The organism is Paenibacillus sp. YN15, from assembly GCF_003285005.1.
Taxonomy (GTDB): domain Bacteria; phylum Bacillota; class Bacilli; order Paenibacillales; family NBRC-103111; genus Paenibacillus_AR.
Genome location: NZ_QMFA01000046.1, coordinates 1 through 25,818, shown reverse-complemented (window position 1 = coordinate 25,818; position 25,818 = coordinate 1). Strand labels below are relative to the sequence as shown.

Here is a 25,818-nt window from a genome sequence, read left to right as displayed (position 1 = left end):
GCCTCAGGGCTGACCTGCGGCAACCGTCACCGTCTTCGGCGCCGCCAGGGGTACCTGATTCTGCAGATCATCCCAGAGAAACACCTTGACCGTATACTGGCGGGCGGCGGGCAGATTGAACTGCGCCGTAACCTCTGTGCCGTTTGCAAGCCTGCCTTTGATGGCCACCATCTGGACAGGCGTCATGCCGTCCATCAATTGAAAAATGATCGTGCCGGTAGCCGGCGGAGCATCGGACGGCGTGGTGAGAATGTCTGCCGTTACCGTTGCCGCCAGGCCATTCACAGCAGCCTGCGGTTCACCGAGGGCGAAAACCGCCGCTGCCGGTTCGGCAATGGTCTGGACGACGAAGCTGTCGGAATAACCCGCCGCCTTTACCGTAATAAGATGGGCTCCCGGAGCCAGCACACCGGGATTAATCCGGATTACCCCCGGCAAGACAGCATAGACGCTGCCGGAGACCGTTTCATCGCCGATTTGAACCGCCGTAATGGCGCTGCGCCAGTCGGCATTGTCCGCGAAGGTGATCTCAATGGGATGGGCCGTATCATTCTGCGTGGTATCTGCCAGCAGAACCGGCGGCTCTCCGGCCGCTGCAGCATAGGTTGCCGCAGATACGGTGGCGGATGCCGCAGATACGGCCTGCTGATGAACCGCAGCCACCTTGTAGTAATAAGTGGTGCCGGGAGACAGATTGGCGTCGGCAAAGCCCGGATCGGCCAAACCCGCTCCGCTGACCAGCTGATAGCCCGCTTCCGGGGAGGCGGAACGGTACACCCGGTATTCCGCTGCGCCGGGAGCTGCGCTCCACGACAGCCCGACGTTGGAGGCGGACAGCGCGCTGGCCGTCACATTGCCCGGAGCCTGGGGCATATAGGATATCCTCACATCGTCGAAGCTCATGGAGCTGTTGGCATTGCCGGAATTGCTCACGTAGAACTTGTCAAGCTTGGTGATTCCCGAATAGCGGTAACTCCACTGGGAGCCTAGCAGCTCATCATTCACATATACATCGAATTTCTTCGTGGAGGTATTGATCACCGCCTTCAAGCGATAGGGGGTGCCGCTGGTTATGGAAGCCAGAATATCTGTTTTGGTTCCGCCATTGTAGCCCCAGATTTTCCCCTTCTCCATCACCACATGGACAGCATTGCTGTTGGATGCCAGACTGCTGTCCGCCACCACCAACGCATTCTTCCAGTAGGTGTCATCCGCCACGGCGGTGACTTCCGCCGTCAGGATAGCGCCCTGAGGGGCGTTAAAGATTTTGTAGGTCTCCGATTTGCCGCCGTTGTACTTGGTGGTCAGCTTCACCGACTTGTCAACGCTCGAACCATCCTTAAGCTGCACGGCGATCAGATTGGCCGCCTCTCCGCCGTTGTCGGCCACCCAGCCGTCCTGGCCATTCAGGCTGCCCAGGGTCATGCCGTTAAAATCTTCGTTGATCAGATACGCCGGAACCTCGAACAAGGGGGTTGCAGGAGCGGCTGTGGTTGCGGAGGCAATAGCCGACTCAGGGGATACGGCTTGCCCATGCACCGCCACAACCTTATAAGAATAGGTCTTGCCCCCCGACAATCCGGTGTCCGTATAGCTCAGACCGGCTAATCCCGCTCCACTGACCAGCTGATAACCCGCTTCCGGGGAGGCGGAACGGTATACCCGGTATTCCGCTGCGCCGGGAGCCGCGCTCCAAGACAGGGCGATGCTGGAGGATGACAGCGTGTTGGCCGTCACATTGCCCGGCGCTTGCGGCAGATAGGATATCTTCACATCGTCGAAGCTCATGGAGCTGTTCAAATTGCCCGAGTTGCTGACGCTGAATTTATCCGCCTTGGTCACTCCCGAATACCGGTAGCTCCACTGAGAGGCCCGCAGCTCGTCATTCACATACACATCGAACTTCCTGGTGGAGGTATTGATCACCGCCTTCAGACGATAGGGAGTGCGGGCCGTGATGGAAGGCAGAATATCCGTTTTGGTTCCGCCGTTGTAGCCCCACATCTTCCCGTTTTCCATCACCACATGGGCGGCAATGTTGCTGGAGGTCAGGCTGCTGTCCGCTACAATCAGCGCATTCTTCCAATAGTTGTCGTCTGCAATAACCGTGTCCTCCACGGTTACAATGCTGCCTGCCGGGGCGCTGAACAGCTTATATACCTCCGACTTGCCGCCGGACGCCTGAGTGGTCAGCTTCACCGACTTATCCTCAGTTGAGCCGCTTTTCAGCTGCACAGCAACCAGATTGGCCGCCACCCCGCCGTTGTCCCCTACCCAGCCGTTCTGGCCGTTGAGATTGCCCAACGCCATGCCGTCAAAATTCTCATCGATCAAATAAGCCGGAATCTCAAACAAGGAGGTGACGGCGGCTGAAGGCTCGGACACGCCGCCTTCATTCACGGCTGCCACCCGGTAATAATAATTGATCCCGCCCAATGCGGTGCTGTCCGTGTACGATAACCCTGCCACGGGATTGGCGGTCAATGTTGTGAACGGTCCGCTTTTGGCCGTTGAACGGTACACCAGGTAGCCTGTGGCCCCCGGAACTGACGGCCAGGACAAGGTAATGCTTGTTCCGGAATGGTTGTCAACAGCAATGCCCGAGGGCGGACCCGTAACAGTCCAGGCCGACAAAACAGCCGAATCCTCCGATATGCCGGCCGCATTCAGAGCGGCAGCCTTGTAGAAGTAGTTGACGCCGCTTTGCAGGCCGGTATCCGTGAAGGCAGTTTCCCCCGGTTCCAATCCTGTCAGCGAGACAAAGGGCCCGCCTACGGCTTCGGCGCGGTACAGCCTGTATTCCGTCGCTCCCGCCACCGCGTTCCAGGCCAGCGTGATGGAGCTGGGGGTATTATCTCTGCCCGTCAGCCCGGTGGGAGCGGCGGGTCCGCTGGAGGGGGTTCCCGGCTTGTTGAAGCGGGCCTTCAGAGTTTTGCCGCCTGTGCCGTTCACATTAACCGTCAGTACGGTTTTGCCGCCTGCGGAGCTGACGACAATACCCGAATCCAGATAAGCCAAGGGCCCCAGATCCATCTCCAGCTCAAGCCTGATGGTTCCCGTATTGTCCATGGTGGGATCGGCCACAGAAACTTCTACTCCGTTGTCTCCGGAGCGGATCATGACGGACGCCTTCTTGTTGCTGGTGACGCCATCCACCGTCTTGACCGCATCCTGCCAGAAGTTAATGCCGGTAAGCTTCAGATTGTTCTCCCTGACGGCCTGGGCCTCCCGGCTGTTCTCCAGAATGGTGATGTCCGGAGCAGCGGCATAACTGCCCACTTCTAGAGCCGTTTTGTTGGGCAAAAGCACATACGAATAGAAAGCATCCGAAGGAGCTGTCCCATGGTCAAACCGCAGCGACAAATATTGGCGTGTATGGTCCTCGAAATAAGCCGGATAAACGGCGCTGTCGTTGTAGTAGTTGTTGATGCTGTTCCAATTGGCCGTCCGGGATTCCCGCAATCCTGCAATGTCGGCTCCCCCAGGGAAATAGTAGCCTACATCGGCTCCCGCCGCATTGCCTGCCAGATGGGCCCAGCCGATGCCGGACATGCTCTCCTCCCAGTCCAATGCGGAGGACTTCTCCACTCCGTCCACCGTCAGAGCATTATCCCCGCTGCTGTTCAGCTTTCGGTTATCCACGATGGTCTCTACCGGGTTGGCGCTGTCCGACGATTGGATGCCTGCTCCCAGATTGACGATCTCGTCGTCAAACATGAACCAGGATTTATAGGCGGCAAGAGAGGCATCCGGGGAGCGCAGCTCCATGCCCGTTACACCGTACAGACCGCCCCATTCGGTGCCTCCCGCCCAGTTGGAGCCGTTCTTCAGCTGTGCGGCCGGTTCGCTGTTCTGAATCACCGTGGTTCCCGGCAGGCGGTGGCTGTCCACGGTAGGCCAGAAGGCATCCTCGAATTGGGTAATATCCGAATTATACAGATAGGTCATGCCGTCGCCGGTATGCCAGCCCTTGAGGTTTTCTCCGTTAAGCGACTCGTAATTGCCTACCCGCTTGGAGGACATGCTGATGCCGAAGGCAAAGCCGGGCCTTCTATGTACCGCCCTGGCCATGTTGGGATATTGCTTGTTCAGCACCAGCTCCCCTCTGGCGGCAACAGCGGGATCATCCACAATCGCCTTGGTCTGGGCAATAAGCTGAATAGAGCCCAGGCTGGCATAAGGCGTAAGCGAAGTGGCTTCGCTCATCCATTGTTTGATCATGGACTTGTAGCGGGCGGCATCCTCCGGATTGGGAGCCGCATACGCAAGGCGGACCAGGGAGGAGCCAAGAGCTCCCATCGAAGTAATTCCCCTGTTGTCATTTCCTGTTCTGGCGATATTGCGGCCATTGACCATATCCATCATGCTGTTTTGGTAGAACAACGGCTCGTACATATTATAAATCCATTGATAAACATTGTTGATATCGGGATCGGTGATATCCCAGGTGGAGCCGGCTACAATGTACATCACCTGGGTCAGATTGTCGATCAGGGAGGTTCCGTACCCGCCGTTGTAAGGGATCAGCGCCGTATGCTGGAGGAAGGAGCCGTCCTCATAGAAACCTTCGCCGGAGGTAACATAGTCCAACACAGGACTGATGCCGTCGACGCCGAATGTAATTCTGGCGCTGTCCTTGGTCAGGATGCCGCTGGTGATGATAATGTTGCAGGTCCAAATCCGGTTGGCGCCGGTGTTGCCGGCGCTGAAGGGCAGCACCTGGCGGGCGATGACTTCCTGCCAATCGCTGATCTGCTGCGCGGACAAGTGGGGATAAAGCAGCACCGTAATGCTGTTGATGGACAGCGGGGCGGCGATCTGCCAGTCGTACCAGTTGTCATAGCCGCGCACCGGCACACTCATGTTGTAGCGGTTCGCATACATCCAATCCATGCCGCTTAGGATGTCGGCCAGCAGGTCGGCGTTCTGGTACAGGGTTGTGCCGTTGGTGCTGTATGCCGTTGCCATGGACAGCAGCCGGCTGTAGCTGCCGGACACATGATTGGAGGTCATATTGGCCCCCAGCGGACTGCTCTGATCGCTCCACAGATAGGTCCGGCCGGCGGACTTCTCCATGGTATCCCAAAAATTCTGGGCATTATTGCTGAGGCTTGTAATCTTGGGGGCGATGTCGGGATCGGCGGAATCGAAGGCTCCTCCCGTAAGGACATCATACATTTTGCTCCGCAGGGCATCATACTCATCCGCACCGTTTGCCAAGGCTTTCGGCGCAGGGAAATAGAACAAATTCATCACTATGGCGGCGATCAATAAGAAGACGGTGAAGGAGACGGTGTTTCTGTCCAATAGATGGACCTCCCTTATTTTGGAATAAGTAAATGGGTTTGCAAACGCTGCCAAAAAACAATTGCCTCCTGCCCACCCAGAATACAATTCCGGGCCGGGCAGGGCAATATACGAGATTTTGAATGATATACAGGAGCCTCCGTTACTGATGAACCTTGCGGTAATCTCCCGGCGTGGTGCCGATCATCTTCTTGAAGGCGCGGATAAAGGACATCTGATGCAGATATCCCACCTTCTCGGCGATTTCCTGGATCGGCAGGCTTGTGCTGCGCAGCAGCTCCTTGGCATGCTCCATCCTCACCTGGCACAGGTAGACAACGAACTTCTCCCCGAATTCCTCCTTAAATAGGGTGCTCAGACTGGAGGCATTCATATGGAACTGGTCGCTCAATAAAGACAGGGACAAATCCGGATTGCTGAAATTCTCTTCTATATAAACCCGCACCTGCTGGACGACCCCGTGATTACCTTTGCTCTCCCGGATGGCCTCCATCTTGCGGGCGCAGGCGGACAAGGCATTCAGATAGAAGGCCTCCAGCTCATCCAGCGTCTCCAGATTTTCCATGCTCTCCGACCAGGGCGCGCCGAATTCCCGGTTCCACAGCTCCTGATACTCCGGCGGCAGCTCCATCATTTCCCGGTAGAAATAATAGTTCATGTAGGTCAGGATTCCGTTGATTTCCTCCTTGGGCAAAAGCAGGCCGCGCAGCCCCTCGAACAAAAGCCGCAGCTGCTCCTGCCAGCCGTCATTGCCTACGCGGAAGGCCTGGGCAATGGTCCGCACATACTGCAGATAGATGAAAAGATCATCATGGGACAGAAGCTCAATCTCCCAATGGCCGATCAGGCGGTTGCTGCCCAAGGCGGATTTGTAATCCAGCGCTCTGGCCGCCAGCTCATAGGACTGGGGGATGGCCTCCGGCGAATCCGCCGCATTTCCGATGCCCACGGTAACGGTCATCTTCAGATTTTCCTGCAGCCACTGGCGGACCTGCTCCATGTGGGCCACTGCAGCGCTTTCGGCTTGCAGCGGGCGCCCTTCATACAGATAGAGCACACACAGCCGGTGATTGGTCATCCACTCCTGCCAGATGATGAGCCCGCCGGTTTTGGCGGTTTCCTCCACCACCTTCCTCAGGATGTACTTGAAGAGGCCCTGATCCTTGCGGGAGTAGGTGCTGATGAACTCCATATACTTGTCGATTTCCACAATGGCTATAGAGGCGGTGCCCCATTCGTTCAGGCCCAGGGCTGCCAGCTCGGCCTCCCATTCCTCCCGGTTGACGGGACTGTCCTCCTCCATCAATTCCTTGAACAGCTGCAGCCGGCGATAGGATTGGTTCTCCTTCGTCTGATGCTCGTAATCCTGGGTCGCCTCCATAATGCTGCTCAGGGTATAGTCGATATAGCTCAGCTCATCCGCAGGCAGTCCCTGGATGGGATGCTCCTTGTTGGCCAAATTGTATTTCTCAATCCGGGACATCATGGTTTCAATCGGCTTGTAATTTTTGCGGGCGATATAGACAATCCAGCCGATGGCCGAAAGCAGTCCGAGAAAACCGAACAGAAACCAGCCGCTGGTGATATAGTTGGTGATGCTGTACAAGCCGCGGGTCTTTAAGCCGCTGTGATAGGTCCATCCGGTGTAGTCCGACTGGAGGCGGATTTTCCCCCTGACCGCCTGCCCGGATTGCTCGAACAGCGCCTCTCCCCGGCTGTCCAGAACGGCAATGTCATTGATCTCCGAGGTTCCGTTGTCCCTCAGAAAATCATGGATAACGGAGATCCGGACATTCACCACAAGCAAGGCGATGCGCTTGCCCTGAAGCGGGATGCCCCGGGCCATGGAAATCACCGTCTTCTCGTCATTCCCGATGCTGCTCCACTCATTCCAGATTTTGAATTTGCGGGGTTCGCTCCAGGAGGAACCGCCATAGGCTTCCAGCGACTGCCGCACATACTCGCGGTCTGCAAACTGGTCGATAATCAGCTTTGTCTCATTGCTGACAATGGAATCATCCCCCGAACGGTACACATAAGCGGAATCGATGAACGGATGGGATGCCGTCAGGCTTTGCAAAAGCCTGGTCAGCTCCAGGATAAATTCCGGATCATTCTCCATTCCTGCGAAGGAAATGAATTTATTGTTCCGGGCAATGGACTCCACCATCAGGTTGTCGATGGATTTGAGCGACACATCCATGCTGGTCATCAGATTCTGCAAATACATCCGGCTGGACTTGGTCGCCTCCTTGCTCGACAGCTCCTTCAGCTGCACAATGCTGATGAAGATGAATAAGCAGGCAATGAGAATAAGCACCGGCAGATAGGACAGAAGCAATCGCTGGAACCAGTTTCTCTTCATAAAGGCATTCTCCCGGAGGAACGTGATAGCATTATCTTACCACATCAATTCTTACACTTGAAAAAGAGAGCAAGGCGAAGTTTGCTTTCGCCTTGCAATCCGGGGTTTATTTCTTCTGGAAGTTGTACAGATCCTTGGTGAGAATAACATCCTTTTTGTTGTCGGTGTAGGCTTTGGCCAGGAAATCGTCGATTTTTTTGCCGCCGGCCTTATCCCACGCATCCTGGGCATCCTTCATAGCCTGCTCCACGGTGTAGCTGCTCCCGCCGACAATAGCCTTGGTGTAGATATTGTTCAAGGTATTGGTCACGGTCGTCTGAACAAGCAAGAGATCATCCGGCAAGGATACGGGCAGCAGGAACACATCGGCGGTTTTGGGGCGTTCGGGGCTGAGATACGCCTCGCGGGCCTTGTCGATCAAATTAATGAATTCCTTATCCAGCGCCTTCGTTGCGTCCAACTGGTTGGAGAACTCCATGCTTTTACCCATCAGACCGGTCTGCGCCAGCATGTAGAAGTCCGCGTTCCAGGTCAATTCCTTCTTGTTCTTGGCAGCGTCAATCGGCTTCGGCAGCCCGTTGGCGTCCAGCTTGTAATGCTCGCCTTCAAAACCGAAGGCCAGTGTCTTCTGCACCTCGTCGGACATCAGCCAATCCACATATTTCATCACGGCTTCCGGATTCTTGGTTGTGGCGTTAATGGCTGCGGTAAACTGCATGTAGTCGCCGCCCGCCGGAGCAAATTGGCCGAATTCCGATTTGGGCAAAGGCAGGATGACTACCTCCGCATTGGGATTGTTCTTCTTCAGAGTTTCATAGATGCCGTAGCCGGTGTTGCTCTCCAGATTGCCCGAGCCCCAGATGCCCAGCTTACCGTTGAGCCAATCCTGCTGCGCCTTGGCTCCCGTTGTATCGGCGAAGATGTCCTTGTCTACAAGGCCTGCGTCATAAAGACGTTTCTTGAAGGCCACTGCCGCGGTGCGCCGGGTCCAGTCATGGACGTACTGGTCGTCCTTCAGCATAAAGTCGGCCTGGTTGCTGGCCATATCAAGCTTGAAGAAGTAATCCACATCGTGGAAGATAGCGCCGAGAGTGTCCTTTTTGCCATTGCCGTCCGGGTCCTGCTCTACAAAAGCCTTCGCCACCTGGAAAAATTCTTCCGTTGTTTGCGGAACCTGCAAGTTCAGCTTATCCAGCCAGTCCTTGCGGATCATCAGATAATGGTTGGTGGTGTAAGGCGTATATCTTCCCAGGAAGTAGGTTTTGCCGTTGAATTTGGTCAGCTTCTGCAGGTTGGAATCGGCCGCCAGCAGGTTCTTGTAGGTACTGGAATATTTATTGATAATATCGTCAAGCGGAAGAATCTGCTCCTTGGAGGCCAATTCCTTCATATAGTTGTTGCCGAATTCAAAAATCAGGTCGGGAGCGGAATTGGAAGCGAACAGCACATTCCAGCGCTCCTGCGGATTGGTGCGGGGAACCGGGACAAACTCTACCTGGACCGGAGCGTTTTCATTGATCCATTTGGTCCAGCGGTTATTGGTTATGGTGCCCTCGCCCTCCGGAACATTATTCCGGTCATAGATGGAGACGGTGATCTTCGGTTTGGGTCCGGAGCTGGCTGCCGCCCCCGGAGAAGTCTGATTGTTGGGTGCGGCTTCGTCCTTGCTGTCGCCGCAGGCGGCGAGAACGGTGCCGGCGGATACCAGCAGGGCCAGGGTGACGACTGCCGATTTTTTGGCATAATGCTTGCTCATGGAATGATCTCCCCTTGTATGTTTATGAAATACAATGTCCAGACAATCCTGCGACGGCGCGTTCGCGCTCCTGCTCCGCCGGCCTCACCTCCTTTGCGTCCATGGGCCAGGCTCAGCCCTTGACGGCTCCGATCATAACGCCCTTGACGAAATACTTTTGCAGGAACGGATAGACAATCAGCATGGGAAGGGTCATGACCATCACTGCTGAAGCCTTCACTCCTTCCGGCGTCAGGGTGTTGGCCAAATCCGACTGAACATTGTTCATCTCCATCAGGAGGCTTTGGCTGCGGATCATCTGCTGCACCAGCACGGAGAGGTTATGCTTGCTGGAATCGGTAATATAGAGCAGCACGCTCATGAACGCATTCCAGTGACCCACGCCGTAGAAGAGAGTCAGGGCCGCCAATACCGGCACCGACAGGGGCAGAACAATCTGCAGGATAAGCCGCCATTCGGAGCAGCCGTCGATTCTTGCGGCCTCCTCCAATTCCTCGGGAAGCCCTTCAAAAAAGCTCCTCAGCACCATCAGATTATAGACGCTGACCAGGCCGGGAAACCACAAGGCGCCGTAGCTGTTGATCAGCCCCAGGCTTTTGATCAGCAGGTAACCGGGAATCATGCCTGCGCCGAAAAGCATGGTGAAAATCACGGCGAAGGAATAAAATTTGCGTCCGATAAAATAGCGTTTGGACAGCGGATAAGCCGCCAGAACGGTGAAGATCATATTGAGCAGCGTGCCGACCACGGTAATAATCAGGCTGTTGCGGAACGCCTCCACAATCGGCGTCTCCTTGAACAGAACCCTGTAGCCCGCAAAGTCCAGATTGACCGGCCAGAACACCACGGAGCCGGATGCAATGGCATGTTTGTCGCTTAAGGATAAGGCCAGCACATGGATAATGGGCAATAGACAAGCCAATCCGACGAGCATCATCAGGATATGATTGGCTGCATAGAATATTTTTTCTCCGGTGGTACTCTTCATTCCCAATCACTCCTTACCATAGACCTTGATTGAACCGGCGGGCAAGCCGGTTGGCAGACAGTACAAGCACCAGTCCCACCAGGGACTCGAATAGTCCCATAGCCGTAGCCAGGCTGAACTGCGCCTGCTGAAGTCCTACCTTGTACATAAATGTGCTGATAACCTCCGAGATTTCGGCAACGGCATTATTCTGCAATACATATACATGATCGAAGCCTACATCCATAAGCTGCCCGATTTTCAGGATCAGCATGATGATCGCCGTAGGCATGATGCCCGGCAGGGTAATCCGCGTCAGTTGGTTCCACTTGTTGGCGCCGTCGATGCTGGCCGCCTCGTAGAGGCTTTGATCGATGGAGGTCAGCGCCGCCAGATAGATGATGGCTCCCCAGCCTGCTTCCTTCCAGATGCCGGAGCCCAGATAGATGCCGATCCAGGAGACGGGCTTATAGAGGAACGGATAGGGCTCTCCGGTTATCCAGGCAACCACATGGTTAATGATGCCCGTGCTTTGGGAGAAAATCGTAACGATAATGCCGCCGACAATAACCCAGTTCAGAAAGTGGGGCAGATATACCAGGGTTTGAATCAGCCTTTTGTAGCCGGTTTTGCGAACCTCATTCAACAGGAGCGCCAGAATAATCGGGGCGGGGAAGCCCACCAGAATGTTCAGGCCGCTGATCATGAAGGTATTCCAGATGATCCCGAGGAGCTGGTCATTGTTGAAAATCATTTTGAATACATCCAGACCGACCCAGGGGCTGCCCCAGATTCCTTTGATGAAGCTGTATTTTTTGAAGGCGATTACCAAACCGGTCATGGGATAGTATTTAAAAGTAAGAAAGAAAACCATAACCGGCAAAAACATGATGTAAAGCGGAATATTCTGTTTCAGCCGCCGCTTTCCGTACTTTCTGACCAGCCAGCCGCTTTTGGCTTTTGGCCGGGCTGCAGCTGCCGGAGCAGATGGCACCGGTGATTTGCTCATTGCTGTCACTTCCTTGCATTAGTGTGTAAGGCCATGGTATAGCACGCCGTGAAGGACATCAATATTCACGATTTCGCGCAGTTAACATGCAGGCGCAGTGCGGGATTGGGCCGGGCGATAAACATTTTTTCGCGCTGTATACCCAACGATCCGTCACTGCCGCCAAGCATTTGGCGCCCAGAAGGAACTGCCGCCCCGCAGCTTGGACAGGGCTTCCAGGTAGTAGTAGTCGCCGTAGATCAGCGGCTTGTCGATGTTTTGGTTGCCGGGCAGGTTGCCGGTGCCGTGAAGGAGCAGGGCTTCTTCCCCGTCTCCTCCGGCATAAGCGGCGGAGGACAAGGATTGGAGAATGGCCATGGCGCCGTTTCTGTAACGGTCGGAGGCGCCGCCCGCGGTCAGCGCCGCGAGATCGAGCAGGCCTGTTGCGGCAATGGCGGAGGCGCTGGAATCCCGGGGCGCGCCGTCTGTGGCGGGCAGGCGGAAGTCCCAATAAGGGACCAGGTCCTCCGGCAGATGGTTCAGGAAAAAATCCGCCGCCCGCTCCGCCGCATCCAGGAACAGCGGGTCTCCGGTATGCTGGTAACTAAGCGCCGCGCCGTACAGCCCCCATGAAGCTCCCCGGGCCCAGGCCGATTCCGCGGCATAGCCTTGGCCTCCCAGATACCCTTCCTTTTCGCCGGTGGCCGGGTCGAACATCACCACATGATACGCGGAGCCGTCCTCCCGGATCAGATGCTTCACCGCCATCTCGGCATGAGCCTTGGCGATCTGGGCAAAGCGGGGATCGGCGGTTTCCGCGGATGCCCAATAGAGCAGGGGCAGGTTCATCAGGCAGTCGATGATGGCCCAGCCGGTGCGCTCCGGATTGTTCCAGGCGCGGATGAAGCGGCCCTGGAGATTGAAGCGGCCGGCCAGATGGCTGGCGGCGATGAGCGCCCTGTCCCGGGAGGCGGAGCTGCCGGTTATGGTATAGTCGGCCACGGCGGTAAGGGTCCACATGAAGCCGGTGTCATGGCTAAGCTCGTGGAAGCCGTAGAGCACCGGGTCAAGCCTTAGCTCACACTCCTCAGCCAAGCGGCGCAGCTCTTCATCCCGGTTGTCCCGGTACGCCAGCCACAGCATCCCGGGCCAGAAGCCCGCCGTCCAGTAATCCGGCTTCATCAGTTGATATTGCCCGTCGTGGGAGCCGTGGGGAAATTGGGACCCGATGCGGAGGCTTGCGGTTTTTACTTTATGGATGGCGAGGTTCCATGCTTCATCCAGCCATTTCTCTGTACTCATAAAGTTTCACTCCTGTCCTGATACACACTAGATGTGGTTTCATCCCTACCATAATGAAATGGCGGAGGCCGGGCAATATACACCTTTTCGCCCGATAAGCAGCCGAACCCAAAGCGGGGGTTTCCGGGCATATACCTTTTTTCACGGGGTTAACCATGGTTGCGGCGGGGCGCAGAGCGCCTCCCTCCCCTTGCCCCGTTCCCGCCGCGGCTTGGCCGCAAAAACCGAATAGAGGCCGCCCGAAAATCTGGCTAACGAATCTACCTCACGCTATTTCGCGAAAACGGGCATGGCAAAAAATCTAACGAATCTATAGCGCGTTATTCGCCTGTTTGAACGCCTTTCGGCGCAAATTCGGACAAATAGCGATCCTACGATTCGTTAGATTTCAAACATGCCCACCTATAGTCAAATAGCGATACCTGGATTCGTTAGCGCGTCTCCCAGTTGACTTTTCGGACAGCCTCTTTCCCAGACCCGGACATGCGGGTCATCGCATCCGGCTTGGCCAGCCAACCTGGTATCCTGCCAAGCGCGCCAAAAGCCCCGCAGCTTTTGCTCCGGGGCTTATCTTTTTCCGCGGCCGGATATCAGTCCTCCTCCGCCAGAGGAACCACCATGTTCCAGGTATTCCGGGCTTGGGCGAATCCCCCCGGACCGTCGGCAGTGGCGGCAAACAAATGAGTGGGGCGGCCGTTTTGGAACAGCAGGAACGGACGCTCGAAGCTGCCCATGGTTGCAACACGCCCATCCTGCCAGCGGACGGTGCGGGAATAGGCCTTGGGCTGGGGCGCAAGCCGCCAGTCCAGCCCGTTGGGGGACAAGGCGTGAATCCCGCCGTGCTTTTCCCCGCAGAGATTGCCGTCCATATCCTTGGCGATGAGCTCATAGCCGTTTTCCGACCTCCAGACAAAAGGGTCCTCCAGATGAAACCCCACGGGAAAAACCGGCCCCTCCTGCATGACCCGGTACGGACCCTGGCAATGGGGGGCCCAGGCAGCGCCGATGGTCATGTTGCCATGGAGATTGCCCTCATAGCGCCTTGCCTTGTAAATCAACAGCACCGATCCATCCTGATGGATGCAGGGAGCCGGATTGGAGGTCAGGAAGCTGTCGAATTTGCCCGGCCTGGCGGGCATCACCGGCTGGTCCAGTCTCTGCCAGGGCCCAAACACACTTGGGGAAACGGCGACGCCCACTCGTTTGTTGGACCGGGCCACAATAACCCGCGGGTCCCCCATCTCCAGCGGTTCCCCCGGCGCCGCATCGGGCAGCGGATGGGTAGTGCCCATATAATACAGCACATACTCGCCGTTGTGCCTGACAATATGCGGGTTATGGGTAACCCGCCCGTCCCAGTATTCCGCTCCCCGTGGCGGCAGCACTACCTCCTGGAAGACATACGGGCCCTCGGGGGTATCCGAAACTGCCCGGACCACCTCCGACGCCACCAACCATCCCGGATGAAAAGGGATAGATTGGGGCCAGCGGGAGGCGAACATATGAAACCGCCCGTCCTCCCCCTGAATGACGGAGCCGCACCAAATCCAGTATCCTTCCATTCTGAAGCCCCCATTCACGGGGGCAGGCAAAAGCCGCTCATACAGGCTTTTCATTTTTCCCAAAATCTCCTCTCTTCATTGACTCCTGCTCTCCCTCTCCGCCTCCGGGAAAACCATACAGCCGCCAGGGTTTGTTTCCGCCAAAGGGGCGCACCGGCGCGGGCCAGCCAGCCGCCGCCACGGGGCGGACGGGATGCGCCAAAGCGGCGGCATCCCGGTACAGCAGAGCCTCCTGCCCCATCAAGAGGGGCAGCGAAACCAAACCGGAGCCCGGCTCCAGGTCCACCGCTTCCTCCTCCCCGGAGCCGCCGACAAGCCGCCAGCGGCATGGCCCCTGCCAGCCGGTCTGCACCCGGCAGGGCTCCCCGGCCAGGCTGCGGATTCTGATCCATTGGGTCTCCCCGTCCCGCCTGAGGGCATCCACAAGAAAGGCGCCCTCCGCCCGGAGCTGATGAAACGCCGCCTCCCTCCATGCCTCCGGCACAGCGGGAAACACCCGGATCACTCCGTTCCAGCTTTGCAGAAGCATATCCTGAAGGGCCTCCGCTCCGGCCAGGGGCGTTTCAATGACCGGCCCCGCCTCCTTGTACATGGTATTGGGCTTGATCATACCCAGCAGCGCCTGCAGATAGCCGTATGCCTCGCCGCCCCTTACCAAGGAAGCGGCAATGGAGGCCGCCCCCGTCATGCTGAAGCCCCGCAGATCCCCCTCCCTGCCAATCCAATGAGACAGAGAGCGGGCGATCAGCTCCCGCTCCTCCTGCTTCCCGCTATCCAGAAGATGCAGCGGAAAAGCCGCCAGCAGATGGCTGAAATGCCTGTGCCCGTAAGCCAGGGGCATATCCTTGCCGATCAGCAGGCCCGTTTCGTCCTGGGGGTAAGGAATCAGTCTGTCCAGCACCTCCCGCCACCTGGCCTGGAGCGGTTCATCCCCGCCCAGGCGGCGGGCGGCCTCCAGCAAGGTCAGGCAGCCCCAGCGCAGCAGGGCCAGATCATAATGGCAGTCCCGCACCCTGGTTTTGGTAAAGGAGCCGTATTCGGGAGAAATGGTGGGCGGCAGATGAAGCAGACCGTCCTCCCCCTCCTCCAGAAGATGAAGATAATACGCCACACTGCGGCGGAGCAGCGGATACAAGAGCCGCCTAAGCAGGCCGTCATCCATGGAATACCGGTAATGCCGCCACAGATTATGGCAAATCCAGATCAGATTGCCCTTCTCGTCATCCACCGGCGCATCCAGATCGAAGCTGCTGCTTCTCCCCAGCCCCGAGGAATCGTGGCGGTATTCCTCCGGCACGTTCTGCACCAATTGCACTTGGGCCTCCTCCACCGTCCTCACCAGAGATTCCCCTATATGGAGTCTATTGGCAGTATAAACCGGGGAATAGCTCATCTGCACATTCATGTTGAACCAGCAGCCGGCCCAGGGCGTAGGCGCAAGCCACGGTCCTTGGTTGTCGATAAGCGGCTTGTCCTCCCTTGTAGCCGATGCCAGCTTATACATCTGTATCCAGTAAAAGCTCTCCAGCCGCTTATCCGGGATGGAAACGAAGCTTTGCCGGTAGTAGCGGTGCCACCAGGCCCGGTGGGCCTCCCGCCAGGGTCCGTACTCCGCCGACGCCGCCCTGTCCACAGCCTCCGCCGCCTCACGGACGACCGCTTCCCCGCAGCCCTTGGCGATGGAGAGATACAGCACCCGCCGGGAGCCGCCGGACAGCTCCCGCTCCTTCCACGCTACGGCGCAGCCTCCGCCGGTTTCGTAACGCTGCACGGATACGCCAATATCCCCGGGCAAAACAAACCGCTCAAGCTTCACCGCCGGAATATATTGGTTCAGATTGATGCCGTCGGCATTTTTCAGAACCGGGTCCACCTGAGCATCCTCCACCCAATTCAACCGGAAGCCCCGTTCCCCCTCGCCGGCCTCTATCTCAACCGCCAGCACCGGCTCGGTGCTGTGGGCCAAAGCGCGGAAGGCCACCTGCCCCCGGGTGCTGGTCAGCGTACCGTTTAGCTCCGCATTCCACAGATCCAGCCGCATGGTGGAGGGATGATAGACCCATCCCTCCAACTCCAGCTCCAGCTCCCCGATGGGCACCCGGGGCGGAAAACCCCGGCCGTCCGGGCGGGCTGCAACAATATCCGTCCGCCCGGCCACAAACCGCAGCACATGGCGCTTGGCCGCATGCTCCTCGCCGTATACCATGGCTCCCAGCAGCCCGTTGCCGAGAAAAGCTCCCTCGTCCCAGCTTACGGGCTTCACTACCCACTCCATATCCAGCGGAGCCAAAAAACTCTCCCAATCCACCTCCACTGCCCCTTGCCGCCTCATCCCTTCACCGCTCCGATCAGCGCTCCCTTAACAAAATACTTTTGCAGGAAGGGATACACGCAGAGAATCGGCACAGTAGCCACAATAATGGTGGCATATTTCAGAGTTGCCGACAGCTTGGCCAAATCGTCGGAGGAAGCGCCGGAAGCCATGCTGCTGGCCTCCCCCTGAAGCAGGATTTCCCGCAGGATCAGCTGCAGAGGGTACATGGCTCTCTCCTGCAGGAAGATCATGGCATAGAACCAGGAGTTCCAGTGGCTGACCCCGTAATACAGGAGCATCACCGCAATAACCGGCATGGAGAGGGGCAGAATGATCCGGAACAGGATGACGAAATCATTGGCGCCGTCAATTTTGGCCGATTCCTCCAGAGCATCGGGAATAGCTTCAAAGGCCGTTTTCATCAGAATCAGATTGAAGGTATTGATCGCCTGGGGAATGATCAGGGCCAACAGAGAGTTGGACAGCCCTACATTCTTGACCGTCAGATACAGCGGAATCAACCCCCCGCTGAAAAACATAGTGAATACAATGGCCAGCATAATGGGCTTGCGGTAGGCCAAGCTTTTGCGGGACAAGGCATAAGCGCCGAAGGATGTGAGGATAATATTCAGCGTCAGCCCCCCCACTACAATAAGCATCGTGTTGGCGTAGCCCCGGGCAATCATGGGATTGGCAAATACGCTTTTGTAGGCGTCCAGGGAAAAACCAAGGGGCTTCCACAGAAACCCGCTGTAGGCCATCAGCTTCCCCGCATCGCTGACAGAGGCGAAGGCCACATACAGGACCGGGTAGATGGTCAACACCATCAACAGGGTCAGAAATATCACATTGCCGAAGTCAAAAAGCCGCTCCGAAAAAGTGGGCCGGTTCATCATGTATTCCTCCTAATCGTTCAGCATGGCTTTTACCAAAGACTCGTATCGTTCAGCTTCCGGCTCATCCAGTTGGAGAAGATCAGGAGCGTAAAGTTGACCGCCGAATTAAACAGGCCTACGGCGGAGCTGAAGCTGTAGTTGAAGTCCTGCAGTCCCACCCGGTACACATAAGAAGACACAACGTCTGCGGTTTCGTAGGTGCTGGGATTGTACAGCAAGATAATTTTCTCAAAGCCTACATTCATCATCCGCCCCACTTCCAGAATGAGAAGAATGACAATGGTCGGCATAATGCCCGGAATTGTGATATTGACCAGTTGCTTCCACCGTCCGGCTCCGTCGATCCGGGCAGCCTCATACTGCTCCATATCGATGCCGGTAAGGGCGGCCAAATAAATGATGGTCCCCCAGCCGATATTCTGCCAGATGCCCGAAACCACATACAGCGGGCGGAACAGCCCCGGCTCCAGCAGGAAAGTAACCCGGGTTCCTCCCATCCATGCAATCAAATCGTTGATAACGCCGTCGCTGGAGGTAAAATCCTTAATAATGCCGCAGATTACCACCAAAGAGATAAAATGAGGCATGTAGGTGATGGTTTGAACGGTTCGTTTGAATAAGGTGTTTTTCACTTCATTCAGCAGCAGGGCCAGCAGAATCGGAGCCGGAAATCCGAACAGCAATTGGTAGAAGCTGATCAGCAGTGTATTTTTGATGGTCCGCCAAAAGTAAGCCCCGCCAAAAAAGGTCTTAAAATGGTCCAAACCCACCCATTCGCTTCCAATAATCCCCAAACGGGGAGAAAAATCCTTAAAGGCAATAATCGCGCCATACATAGGGCCGTAATGAAAAATCGCATAAAACAGGATAACCGGCACCAGCATAAGATACAGCATCTTGTTTCGCCGTATATCCAGGATCAGTCCCGCTTTTCTCCGCTTGGGAGCCAGAGACGCCGGAATGCTTTGCACATTGCTTAATTCAGCCATTTTTCCCACTCCATCCGTTGGCCGTTTTGGAAGAGCGCACGGCATTGGCCATGCCCTCCCTGTCTCTTCGGCAGATTACCGTTTGTAATAGCGGTCATAGGCATTCTGGTAAATTTGCACAACCTTTTCCACACCCATGCTCTTGATCCGCTCCACATACTCATCGAACTTGTCCAGCGACTCCTTGCCCATCACGAACTTGACGAACATCTCTTCCTTGTAGCTGGCGATGGCCGTGTTCAGCTTGGCCACTTCCTTGCTCTCCTCCACCGTCGGAGTAATGAATGTGGGCAGAATATGCTTCAGAGCATCGGTTTTGCCCCAGATTTTGCCCGATTCGTTTTGCTCGGGATAGGTGTTGAAGTTATTCTTGCGGGGATCTCCAGGGAACGGGCCATTGGGCTTGGTGTACTGGGCGATCATTTGCTGAAGATTGTATTTCGGATCTTTTTTGATTTTATCCGTATACGCCAATTGGCCGCCTTGGGTCGTATAGCTTTCTCCCTCAATACCGAAGTTGAACAGCATGGCTCCCTTTTCGCTGTAGGCATAATCCAGCCACTGCGCCACCAGCTCCGGATGTTTGGAGTCGGCGGTAATCGCCTTGCTGGCCAGCGGATTGTACAGGAAATCGCTGTGCCCGATAAACGCCGTTTCCCCCTTGTTCAGAGTCGGATACGGGGCAGGCACCAGATGGAAGCCGGGGTTTTGCTTTTTGCCCGTATCCATCCAGTTGCCCAAGCCGCCCGAGGTCAGGTAGACACTGGCGCCGGACGCGCCGCTGAGCATCTTGGTGTCCAGAGACTTGGAATCATTGTTCAGGGCAAAATCCTTGTCCAGCAAGCCCTCCGCATACCACTGGCGCAGCAGGGTCAGCGCCTGCTTGAACTGGGGATCGATGGGGCCGTATTTCACTTTCCCGTTATCGTCAATATAATACCGGTTGGCAGTGCGGTACGCGCCGATGAAGGCGTCCTGGAGATTCAGCTCCGTGCCGTATTGGGCCGTCAGCGGCGCGGTAGCCCCCTTCTTCTCCTTGAAGGCGGTCAGCGCCGTATGCCACTCGTCAATGGTCTCGGGCACCGGCAGCTTCAGCTCATCCAGCCAATCCTTGCGGATGATGGGCCCGCGGAATACCAGGCTGCTGCGGATCATGGGAAATACATAATATTTTCCCGAGTCGGTCTTCACCATCTTATCCAATTCCTTGTTTTCCTGAAGAAGCTTCTTCAGGTTGGGGGCATACCGGTCAATAAGATCGTTCAAGGGAAGAATCACCTTATCGGAGATGGCCTTCTCCGGGCCTCCGGGGTACCCGGTGTTCCAGTCATATTCGATCATGTCGGGCAAATTGTTGGAGGCGATCAGCAGGTTGAACTGCTCCTTGGACTGGCCCTCCGCCGGGTGGGAATACTTTACCTTGACGCCGGTATCCTTCTCCAGCTGTTTGCCGAAGGGAGTGTCCGCCAGATTGGATACAAAGGTAGTCAAATTGGTATTGATGGCCTCCCACGAGGTGAGAGTTTCGCTTGTGGAAATGGGATAGGACGCCGCCTGGGCGGAAGCCGCCGCAGACGGTGCGGAGGAGGAAGGGGCTCCTTGCTCCTCTTTGGTGCAGCCCGCCAGCAGGCTGGTGGAGGTAATGCAGACCGCGGCTGTTATGGCTGCCGTATACTTCAGTGATTGATTCATACCGATCCCCCTAAGAATATGGATGATGTGCATTTCGCTTTTGCTCCGGAAGCAGGTGTTTGGGCCTTACAGCGTCAGTATGGTGGAAACCGCCGTTTTTTTAAACCTGCAAAAGCGAAACAGCACCCTCAAAATCGGAAATTACGCCCCTTCAGTATGGGAACAGCCCCCTCAAAAAACAAAAACCGGCCTTTGCCGGTTCTTATTCGCCGCTTATTTGGATATCCTTGTATTTTCCCGGTGTAATCCCCTCGTATTTTTTGAAAATCCGGGTAAATGTATTCAGGTCCGCATAGCCTACTTTTGAAGCGGTTTCCGCCACCGAGCAGCCCTGCTCCCGGAGAAGCCGCTTGGCCTCCTCCATCCGGGTTTTGTTAATGTAGTCCGGCAGCGCCTCGCCGGTTTGGGCCTTGAACTGCTTGGACAAATACGAAGGGGTAAGCTTGAAGATATCGCCGATGGCGGACACATTCAGCTCCCCATCCTGATAATGGGCCTTCACGTATTCCATGATTTCCCGGCTCAAGTGGCTGCTCTGGCGGCTGTGCTCCTCCTGAATCGACTGGCATACCTGCTGCAGCACCTCATCGGTCTGCCGCCGCATCTCCTCCATGGTTTCACAGGAGATCAGCTGCTTCACCGGGTCGGCCTGCTCCATAAACGCCGTTTTGCCGGCGGAGCCCGTCTCGTCCAAGGTCTTCAGCAGGGTGCCGATCAGATCGAACATCAGGCATTTGGCCAAGGGCACAGGCAGCGCTCCCGACAAATTGGCCTCGATAATTTCATCCAGAAGGGATTTGGACCTGGCATAGTCCCCGGATTTCACAAAATTGATCAACTGCTGCTCCACATGGAGAGGAAAATAGTACCGCGTTGCCTGCTCCGTCTGCTCCAGGCGAGGCAGCTCCTCATAGCGGATCACCCGGCCTCCTCCCAGCACAAGCCGGTATTCCAGGGCCGCCCGGGCTTCCAGATAAGCCTTGCCGATTCCCTCCGGATGCTCATGGATGCCGCTTGCCGCCACAGTCATCGTCACATGATAGTGCTCCTCCATAAAGGAGCGGATTTCCTGAATCATTCCCGGCAAATCCCGCTCCTCCCCATTCCTGAAATTAATGATGCAGGCCTGGGTATTGTCGGCTTCCACCGCGAAGCCCTGATGGCGGATGCCCGCCACCTCCTCCGCCACGTTCATAATAATAAAGTGAACCAGCTTTTGCTTCTGCGGCTTGGTGTGGTTATGGCCGTCATCGGCGAACTTCCCGTAATGCTCCACGGAAAAAATCACCACGGCAAACTCCGGCGACACCGGATGGATGCCATGAGCCTCCAGCGCCTCCTGGGCGGAGTCCTGAAGCTCTGCCGTCCCTTTCAGCAGCCCCTGCAGGAAATGGGCCCTGATGGCGCTCCGGTGCCGCTCCAGACGCTGGCCCATCCGTTCTTTTTCATCCAGAGTATTGTTGAAGGCGGATTGCACATACCTGTATTCGTCAATGCCGGTTTCAAAGGTAACGCCCGATTGGGACATCAGATTGCGGACAAGGGCGCCCACGGGACTGTAATTCCGCCGTACGGACAGAAACGTAACCAGTCCCCCTACCAGAATGCTTAAGCCCAAGCTGAGATAGATCAGGTTTTTGACCAGCTGCATCTTTTCATCGAAAATTTCCGCGGGCACAAGGGAAAGATACTTCCACCCGGCATTCTCGGAGGTGGTGTAGGATACGGCCAACCGCCCGTCACCCTTCCCCTCATAAAAAAAGCCGCTTTTGCCCTGCATCCGCTCAACGGACACTCCCGCGGGAAGGTCTGCCCCGGTAGAGGCCACCAGCCGGTTGGACTTGTCCATTATCGCCACTGTGGAACGGCTATCCCCGAAGGCGCCGGCCAACAGGGTGGATTCCTTGACCACAAACATCAGCACCGCTCCGGGCTGGTCCTGGTTGGCCAAAATCATCGATTTGGCATACATGACCCCTTTGGAAACACGCCCGTTTTCCGTGATGGTAATGGGCAGATACTCCTGCACATACCGCTTGTTGAAAAAAGCCTCCCACTCTTGGGCGCCCCAATTGTCCTCGGTGCCGATCACCGCGAACAAATCGCGGCTGGTGCCCCGGTCCCGGGCGGATACAACCGTATCGCTGTTTTTATAATAAACATAAATTTGCTCGATATAAGTATTGGCCATCTTGTAGGTTTTCAAGTCATTGCTGATGCCCACAATATCGTAGATATCGCTGTCGGACAAGGGCTGCGCCACATCGATAAAGGCGGACAGGGGTTTGCTCAGTGCCATCTCCACCCCCAGTCGCTCAATGCCCGACAGATGGCTGTCCATGCCCTGCTCTATCTGCTTCAGCACGGATTCATTGGCGCGGTTCACCTCCGACTCCACCACATGCCATGTGCCTGTATAAATAATCCCGCTGATGACAATCGGCACAAAAAGCACCGATATATACGAAACCAGCCACTTGAAGAGCACGCTCCGTCTATTCCATGCCAACCCCCGCAGTCTCAAGCCCTCACCCCCACTTCGATTCTACCCATATCGTCCAAAGGTGTAAAGCGCTTTCCTAAATACGTCCCGCCATCCCCCGCCTCTCCCAAAGAGGACTCCAGCCCTGCCAATGGCTTGTCTTACATTTTATTGATGATTCTGTACAGGTCATTTAACGCAGACTGGAGGGAAAGGATCTCCTTCGGGTCCAACCCCTTCAATTTGGCTTTGATGGAATGAAACAGCGTCTCCTGCAATTCCTGCAGCTTGGACACCCCCGCGGGCGTAATGCGGATGTTGATTATTCTGCGGTCCTTTGCATCCTGCTCCCGCTGCACCTCACCGCCTTCACAAAGTTTGTCGATGATGGGGGTCAGCTGGGATTTGGCAATTTTAATCTCCTGCGCCAGCTCGGTCATGGCGGCAGACTCCTTCTCTGCCAGTATCATCAGCACATGGATCACCAGCGGACTTACAATATGCCTTGTCTTCTGCTCATGCGGCCGGATCAGCCTGCGGTCAATGACTGTCATCAAGGATGACAGCCCGCGCGCCGCCTCATTCAGTTCCTGATCTCCCATCCGTATATCCGCCCCCTGTTTTTAAGGATAGATTGATTGACAATCCGTTATCCATCTTTTATGCTAATATAGTTAATAAAAGTGAACTATTAAAGAAATAAAATATTCACTTTTATTAATATCGGCAGTTTTTTTATTGTACCATATATTTTATCCCATGAACCAGGAGGCACGAAAGCTTTGAAGGAAATCGCTATGCTTGAGGCACTGCCGCCGACGCCAGCCAGGCAGAAATATCTGGGCTCGACAGGAGTAGTTGCCTTTATCGCCCTGATGAATATGTTCATCCCGCTCTCCACCGACTTGTATCTGCCGGCGCTGCCGAAGATGAGCCAGTATTTTCAGAGCAATCCCGCCGTCACCAATCTGACCCTGAGCATTTTCTTCATTTTCTATGCGGCAGGGATTCTGTTCTGGGGGCCGCTCAGCGACAAGTACGGCCGCAAGCCGATTCTGCTGCTGGGAAACATCATTTACCTCGCCAGCACCGTCGCTTGCGCCCTCTCCACCAACGTGTATGCGCTGATTATGGCGCGGGCGGTTCAAGGAGTCGGCGCCGGAGCAATCACCACTGTATCCGTAGCTATGGTCAAGGACTGCTTCACCGGTAAAAAAAGAGAGAGCATTCTTGCCATCATTCAGTCCATCTCCGGAATTGCTCCCATGATCGCGCCGATTATCGGGGCCTTCCTCCTGACCTTCTCATCCTGGAGAGGATCGTTCTGGACGCTGGCGGCCATCGGCGTCATCAATCTGGCGCTGACTTTGTTATACCAGGAATCGCTGCAGGAGAATGAACGGTACAAGGGAACCCTGTTGGGTTCGATGGGACGGCTCCTGGTGGTGGCCCGGAACCGGAGCTTCTTTTTCCCGACGCTTATTTTCTCCCTGCTTGCCCTGCCTTTTATGGGCTACATCGCCGTCTCTTCCTATATTTACGTGGATGCCTTCGGATTGAGCGAACAGGTGTACAGTTACTTTTTTGCAGCCAACGCCCTCGTCTCCATTCTGGGTCCGTTCCTGTACGTCCGCCTGTTCAGTCAAATGAACAAAAAGGCTTTCGCCACATGCTGCTTCGTTGCAGCGGCGGCCAGCGGTGTCCTGGTTATGACCATCGGCACCCGCTCCCCCGCCCTCTTTCTGCTGTCCTTCGTCTGGATGTCGCTATCCTTCACTGCCACGCGGCCCTTCAGCATGAGCATTCTATTCCGGCAGCAGCAGGGCGATACCGGATCAGTCTCTTCCATCATCAACACCGTCACTACCGTCTTCGGCAGCATCGGGATGGCCGTCGCTTCCGTGGCATGGGGCAACATCGTTATTGGGCTGGGCGTCTTGATCACCGCTATGGCATTGATTTCTCTTGCCGGCTGGCACCTGTTCCTCCGGTCAAACCTTCCTTTCCATGGGGTAAAAGAACAGCCGAATAAATGAAGGCTGAGTCTTACGCTTTCCTCAACGGATATGATCATTGGTCGGCTATGATGAGCGGCAACCTGGAAATCGGCGCAATGGTTCAAGCGCTCTCCAAATTTTATAAGATCGGGCTTAGGGCGTGTTTGCAAACTCCGAGTGGAGCAGATTTGGCCGAATTTTCGTTCATGGCAAGGAACTTTCGTGAAGGCGTACCGGGGGTACGTCAAGCGGAAGTGACGAAGTAAGGGACGAAAAGGCGGTGAAAGATGCCCTCAAGCGGGTTTGCAAACACGGCCTAGTAAAGGCGAGGATACATACATCGTATCCATCGCTCTTCCCAATGGCGAGCAGTATATGCGGTCCACGTTCGAGCCGCTTGGCAAGGGCTTCTGCTTCCAGCAAACCCTCTGGCGTAATCGTGTCATTGGCGTAATCGGGGTCCGCATGACGAATTAAGTATAATCCAGATTTATAATTTGGTTACCATTTCTATAATTTCAGAAAATATTTCGGCGTCGCAGCATTCCAGACAACGCCTCGGCTCATTCCAACATAAAAAAAACCTTCCGAAGAAGGGTTTTTTCGTCTGCAAACCCAAGCGAGACAAAGAATTGCGGCGGCATTCCGATTTTTCGCGCCGCGGCAGAGCTTTTGCTGTTGTAGGGATGTTAGAAGAAATGTTAGAAACCGTATAGGCAAGAACATAGACGTAGCGTATCCTTTTTGCCAATGCTATGATGGAATTATCAAAGGGGCGGAGGTGTTTATCATGCAGTGGCAAGAAGTCAGACAGCTATATCCCGATCGTTTTGCAAAAATGCATATCCTCAAATCTCATATTAAAGATCAAACCCTGTATGTAGAAGAAGTAGCTGTTTTAAAAGCGTATGATGACGATCTTACCGCCACCAGAGAACTTGTTCGAACCAAGGACCCCGAACTTGTATATCATACGAGCAAGGAAACCATTGAAATTGCGATCAAGCCGATGTTCGGGTTCAGGAGGAGCTATGATTTTAACCTCAAGGATACCGTTGTTAAAAGAATTTTAAAAAAACATCCTAACAACAGCAAAAGGGTTTCAGCGAAATCCGCTGAAACCCTTACTGCTCTTAGTGCGGTCGAGAGGACTCGAACCTCCACGGAGTATTAGTCCACTGGAACCTGAATCCAGCGCGTC

Annotated in this window: 15 protein-coding genes; 2 read left to right on the top strand and 13 right to left on the bottom strand. The window is 55.6% G+C overall.

The annotated features are described in order from the left end of the window. Positions 1-3: 3 nt before the first annotated feature. From DQG13_RS25905 to DQG13_RS25845, 13 genes are all read right to left on the bottom strand, one after another. Positions 4-5,307: a polysaccharide lyase family 8 super-sandwich domain-containing protein gene (locus tag DQG13_RS25905; protein ID WP_113023082.1), complete on the bottom strand. Its 5,304-nt coding sequence runs from the start codon at positions 5,305-5,307 to the stop codon at positions 4-6. Positions 5,308-5,449: 142 nt separating this feature from the next. Further along, complete coding sequence (locus DQG13_RS25900; RefSeq protein WP_113023081.1) at positions 5,450-7,672, bottom strand: helix-turn-helix domain-containing protein; 2,223 nt, start codon at positions 7,670-7,672, stop codon at positions 5,450-5,452. Positions 7,673-7,778: 106 nt separating this feature from the next. Beyond that, entirely contained in the window at positions 7,779-9,428 is a 1,650-nt protein-coding gene (locus DQG13_RS25895; protein ID WP_113023080.1) for an extracellular solute-binding protein, read from the bottom strand. 112 nt (positions 9,429-9,540) lie between these two features. Continuing rightward, positions 9,541-10,416 carry a carbohydrate ABC transporter permease gene (locus DQG13_RS25890; RefSeq protein ID WP_113023079.1) on the bottom strand — a complete coding sequence of 292 codons (876 nt, stop codon included), beginning with the start codon at positions 10,414-10,416 and terminating at the stop codon, positions 9,541-9,543. Between the two features lie 13 nt (positions 10,417-10,429). Then, a complete protein-coding gene (locus tag DQG13_RS25885; protein WP_113023078.1) occupies positions 10,430-11,404 on the bottom strand; it encodes an ABC transporter permease in 975 nt (324 codons plus the stop codon). A gap of 153 nt (positions 11,405-11,557) precedes the next feature. Then, positions 11,558-12,685 (bottom strand): glycoside hydrolase family 88 protein, encoded by a 1,128-nt coding sequence (locus tag DQG13_RS25880; RefSeq protein WP_113023077.1) that lies wholly within the window; start codon positions 12,683-12,685, stop codon positions 11,558-11,560. 590 nt (positions 12,686-13,275) lie between these two features. Next, the gene (locus tag DQG13_RS25875; RefSeq protein WP_113023076.1) at positions 13,276-14,301 is read right to left on the bottom strand and encodes a glycoside hydrolase family protein; all 1,026 of its coding nucleotides are present in this window, start codon (positions 14,299-14,301) and stop codon (positions 13,276-13,278) included. After that, positions 14,285-16,579 carry a glycosyl hydrolase family 95 catalytic domain-containing protein gene (locus tag DQG13_RS25870; protein WP_181593001.1) on the bottom strand — a complete coding sequence of 765 codons (2,295 nt, stop codon included), beginning with the start codon at positions 16,577-16,579 and terminating at the stop codon, positions 14,285-14,287. Before DQG13_RS25870 ends, DQG13_RS25875 begins: the two co-directional genes overlap by 17 nt. Next, entirely contained in the window at positions 16,576-17,457 is an 882-nt protein-coding gene (locus DQG13_RS25865) for a carbohydrate ABC transporter permease (RefSeq protein WP_258525866.1), read from the bottom strand. Before DQG13_RS25865 ends, DQG13_RS25870 begins: the two co-directional genes overlap by 4 nt. A gap of 29 nt (positions 17,458-17,486) precedes the next feature. Then, a complete protein-coding gene (locus DQG13_RS25860; protein WP_113023074.1) occupies positions 17,487-18,446 on the bottom strand; it encodes an ABC transporter permease in 960 nt (319 codons plus the stop codon). Between the two features lie 75 nt (positions 18,447-18,521). Continuing rightward, on the bottom strand, positions 18,522-20,138 hold the full coding sequence (locus DQG13_RS25855) for an extracellular solute-binding protein (RefSeq protein ID WP_113023073.1): 1,617 nt from the start codon (positions 20,136-20,138) through the stop codon (positions 18,522-18,524). Positions 20,139-20,340: 202 nt separating this feature from the next. Further along, complete coding sequence (locus tag DQG13_RS25850; RefSeq protein ID WP_113023072.1) at positions 20,341-22,662, bottom strand: helix-turn-helix domain-containing protein; 2,322 nt, start codon at positions 22,660-22,662, stop codon at positions 20,341-20,343. Positions 22,663-22,781: 119 nt separating this feature from the next. After that, positions 22,782-23,222, bottom strand: coding sequence for a MarR family winged helix-turn-helix transcriptional regulator (locus DQG13_RS25845; protein WP_113023071.1), 441 nt, complete (start codon positions 23,220-23,222; stop codon positions 22,782-22,784). 180 nt (positions 23,223-23,402) lie between these two features. Here DQG13_RS25845 and DQG13_RS25840 point away from each other — a divergent pair, with 180 nt between their 5' ends. Continuing rightward, positions 23,403-24,656, top strand: coding sequence for a multidrug effflux MFS transporter (locus DQG13_RS25840; protein ID WP_220094447.1), 1,254 nt, complete (start codon positions 23,403-23,405; stop codon positions 24,654-24,656). A gap of 751 nt (positions 24,657-25,407) precedes the next feature. Next, positions 25,408-25,791 carry a hypothetical protein gene (locus tag DQG13_RS30995; RefSeq protein WP_181593000.1) on the top strand — a complete coding sequence of 128 codons (384 nt, stop codon included), beginning with the start codon at positions 25,408-25,410 and terminating at the stop codon, positions 25,789-25,791. Positions 25,792-25,818: the final 27 nt, after the last annotated feature.

Bases quoted from the DNA above. Each gene is read 5' to 3' on its own strand.
- DQG13_RS25870 (WP_181593001.1), bottom strand. From the start codon at position 16,579: ATGAGGCGGCAAGGGGCAGTGGAGGTGGATTGGGAGAGTTTTTTGGCT.
- DQG13_RS25880 (WP_113023077.1), bottom strand. From the start codon at position 12,685: ATGAGTACAGAGAAATGGCTGGATGAAGCATGGAACCTCGCCATCCAT.
- DQG13_RS25860 (WP_113023074.1), bottom strand. From the start codon at position 18,446: ATGGCTGAATTAAGCAATGTGCAAAGCATTCCGGCGTCTCTGGCTCCC.
- DQG13_RS25875 (WP_113023076.1), bottom strand. From the start codon at position 14,301: ATGAAAAGCCTGTATGAGCGGCTTTTGCCTGCCCCCGTGAATGGGGGC.
- DQG13_RS25865 (WP_258525866.1), bottom strand. From the start codon at position 17,457: ATGATGAACCGGCCCACTTTTTCGGAGCGGCTTTTTGACTTCGGCAAT.
- DQG13_RS30995 (WP_181593000.1), top strand. From the start codon at position 25,408: ATGCAGTGGCAAGAAGTCAGACAGCTATATCCCGATCGTTTTGCAAAA.
- DQG13_RS25845 (WP_113023071.1), bottom strand. From the start codon at position 23,222: ATGGGAGATCAGGAACTGAATGAGGCGGCGCGCGGGCTGTCATCCTTG.
- DQG13_RS25900 (WP_113023081.1), bottom strand. From the start codon at position 7,672: ATGAAGAGAAACTGGTTCCAGCGATTGCTTCTGTCCTATCTGCCGGTG.
- DQG13_RS25855 (WP_113023073.1), bottom strand. From the start codon at position 20,138: ATGAATCAATCACTGAAGTATACGGCAGCCATAACAGCCGCGGTCTGC.
- DQG13_RS25885 (WP_113023078.1), bottom strand. From the start codon at position 11,404: ATGAGCAAATCACCGGTGCCATCTGCTCCGGCAGCTGCAGCCCGGCCA.
- DQG13_RS25890 (WP_113023079.1), bottom strand. From the start codon at position 10,416: ATGAAGAGTACCACCGGAGAAAAAATATTCTATGCAGCCAATCATATC.
- DQG13_RS25895 (WP_113023080.1), bottom strand. From the start codon at position 9,428: ATGAGCAAGCATTATGCCAAAAAATCGGCAGTCGTCACCCTGGCCCTG.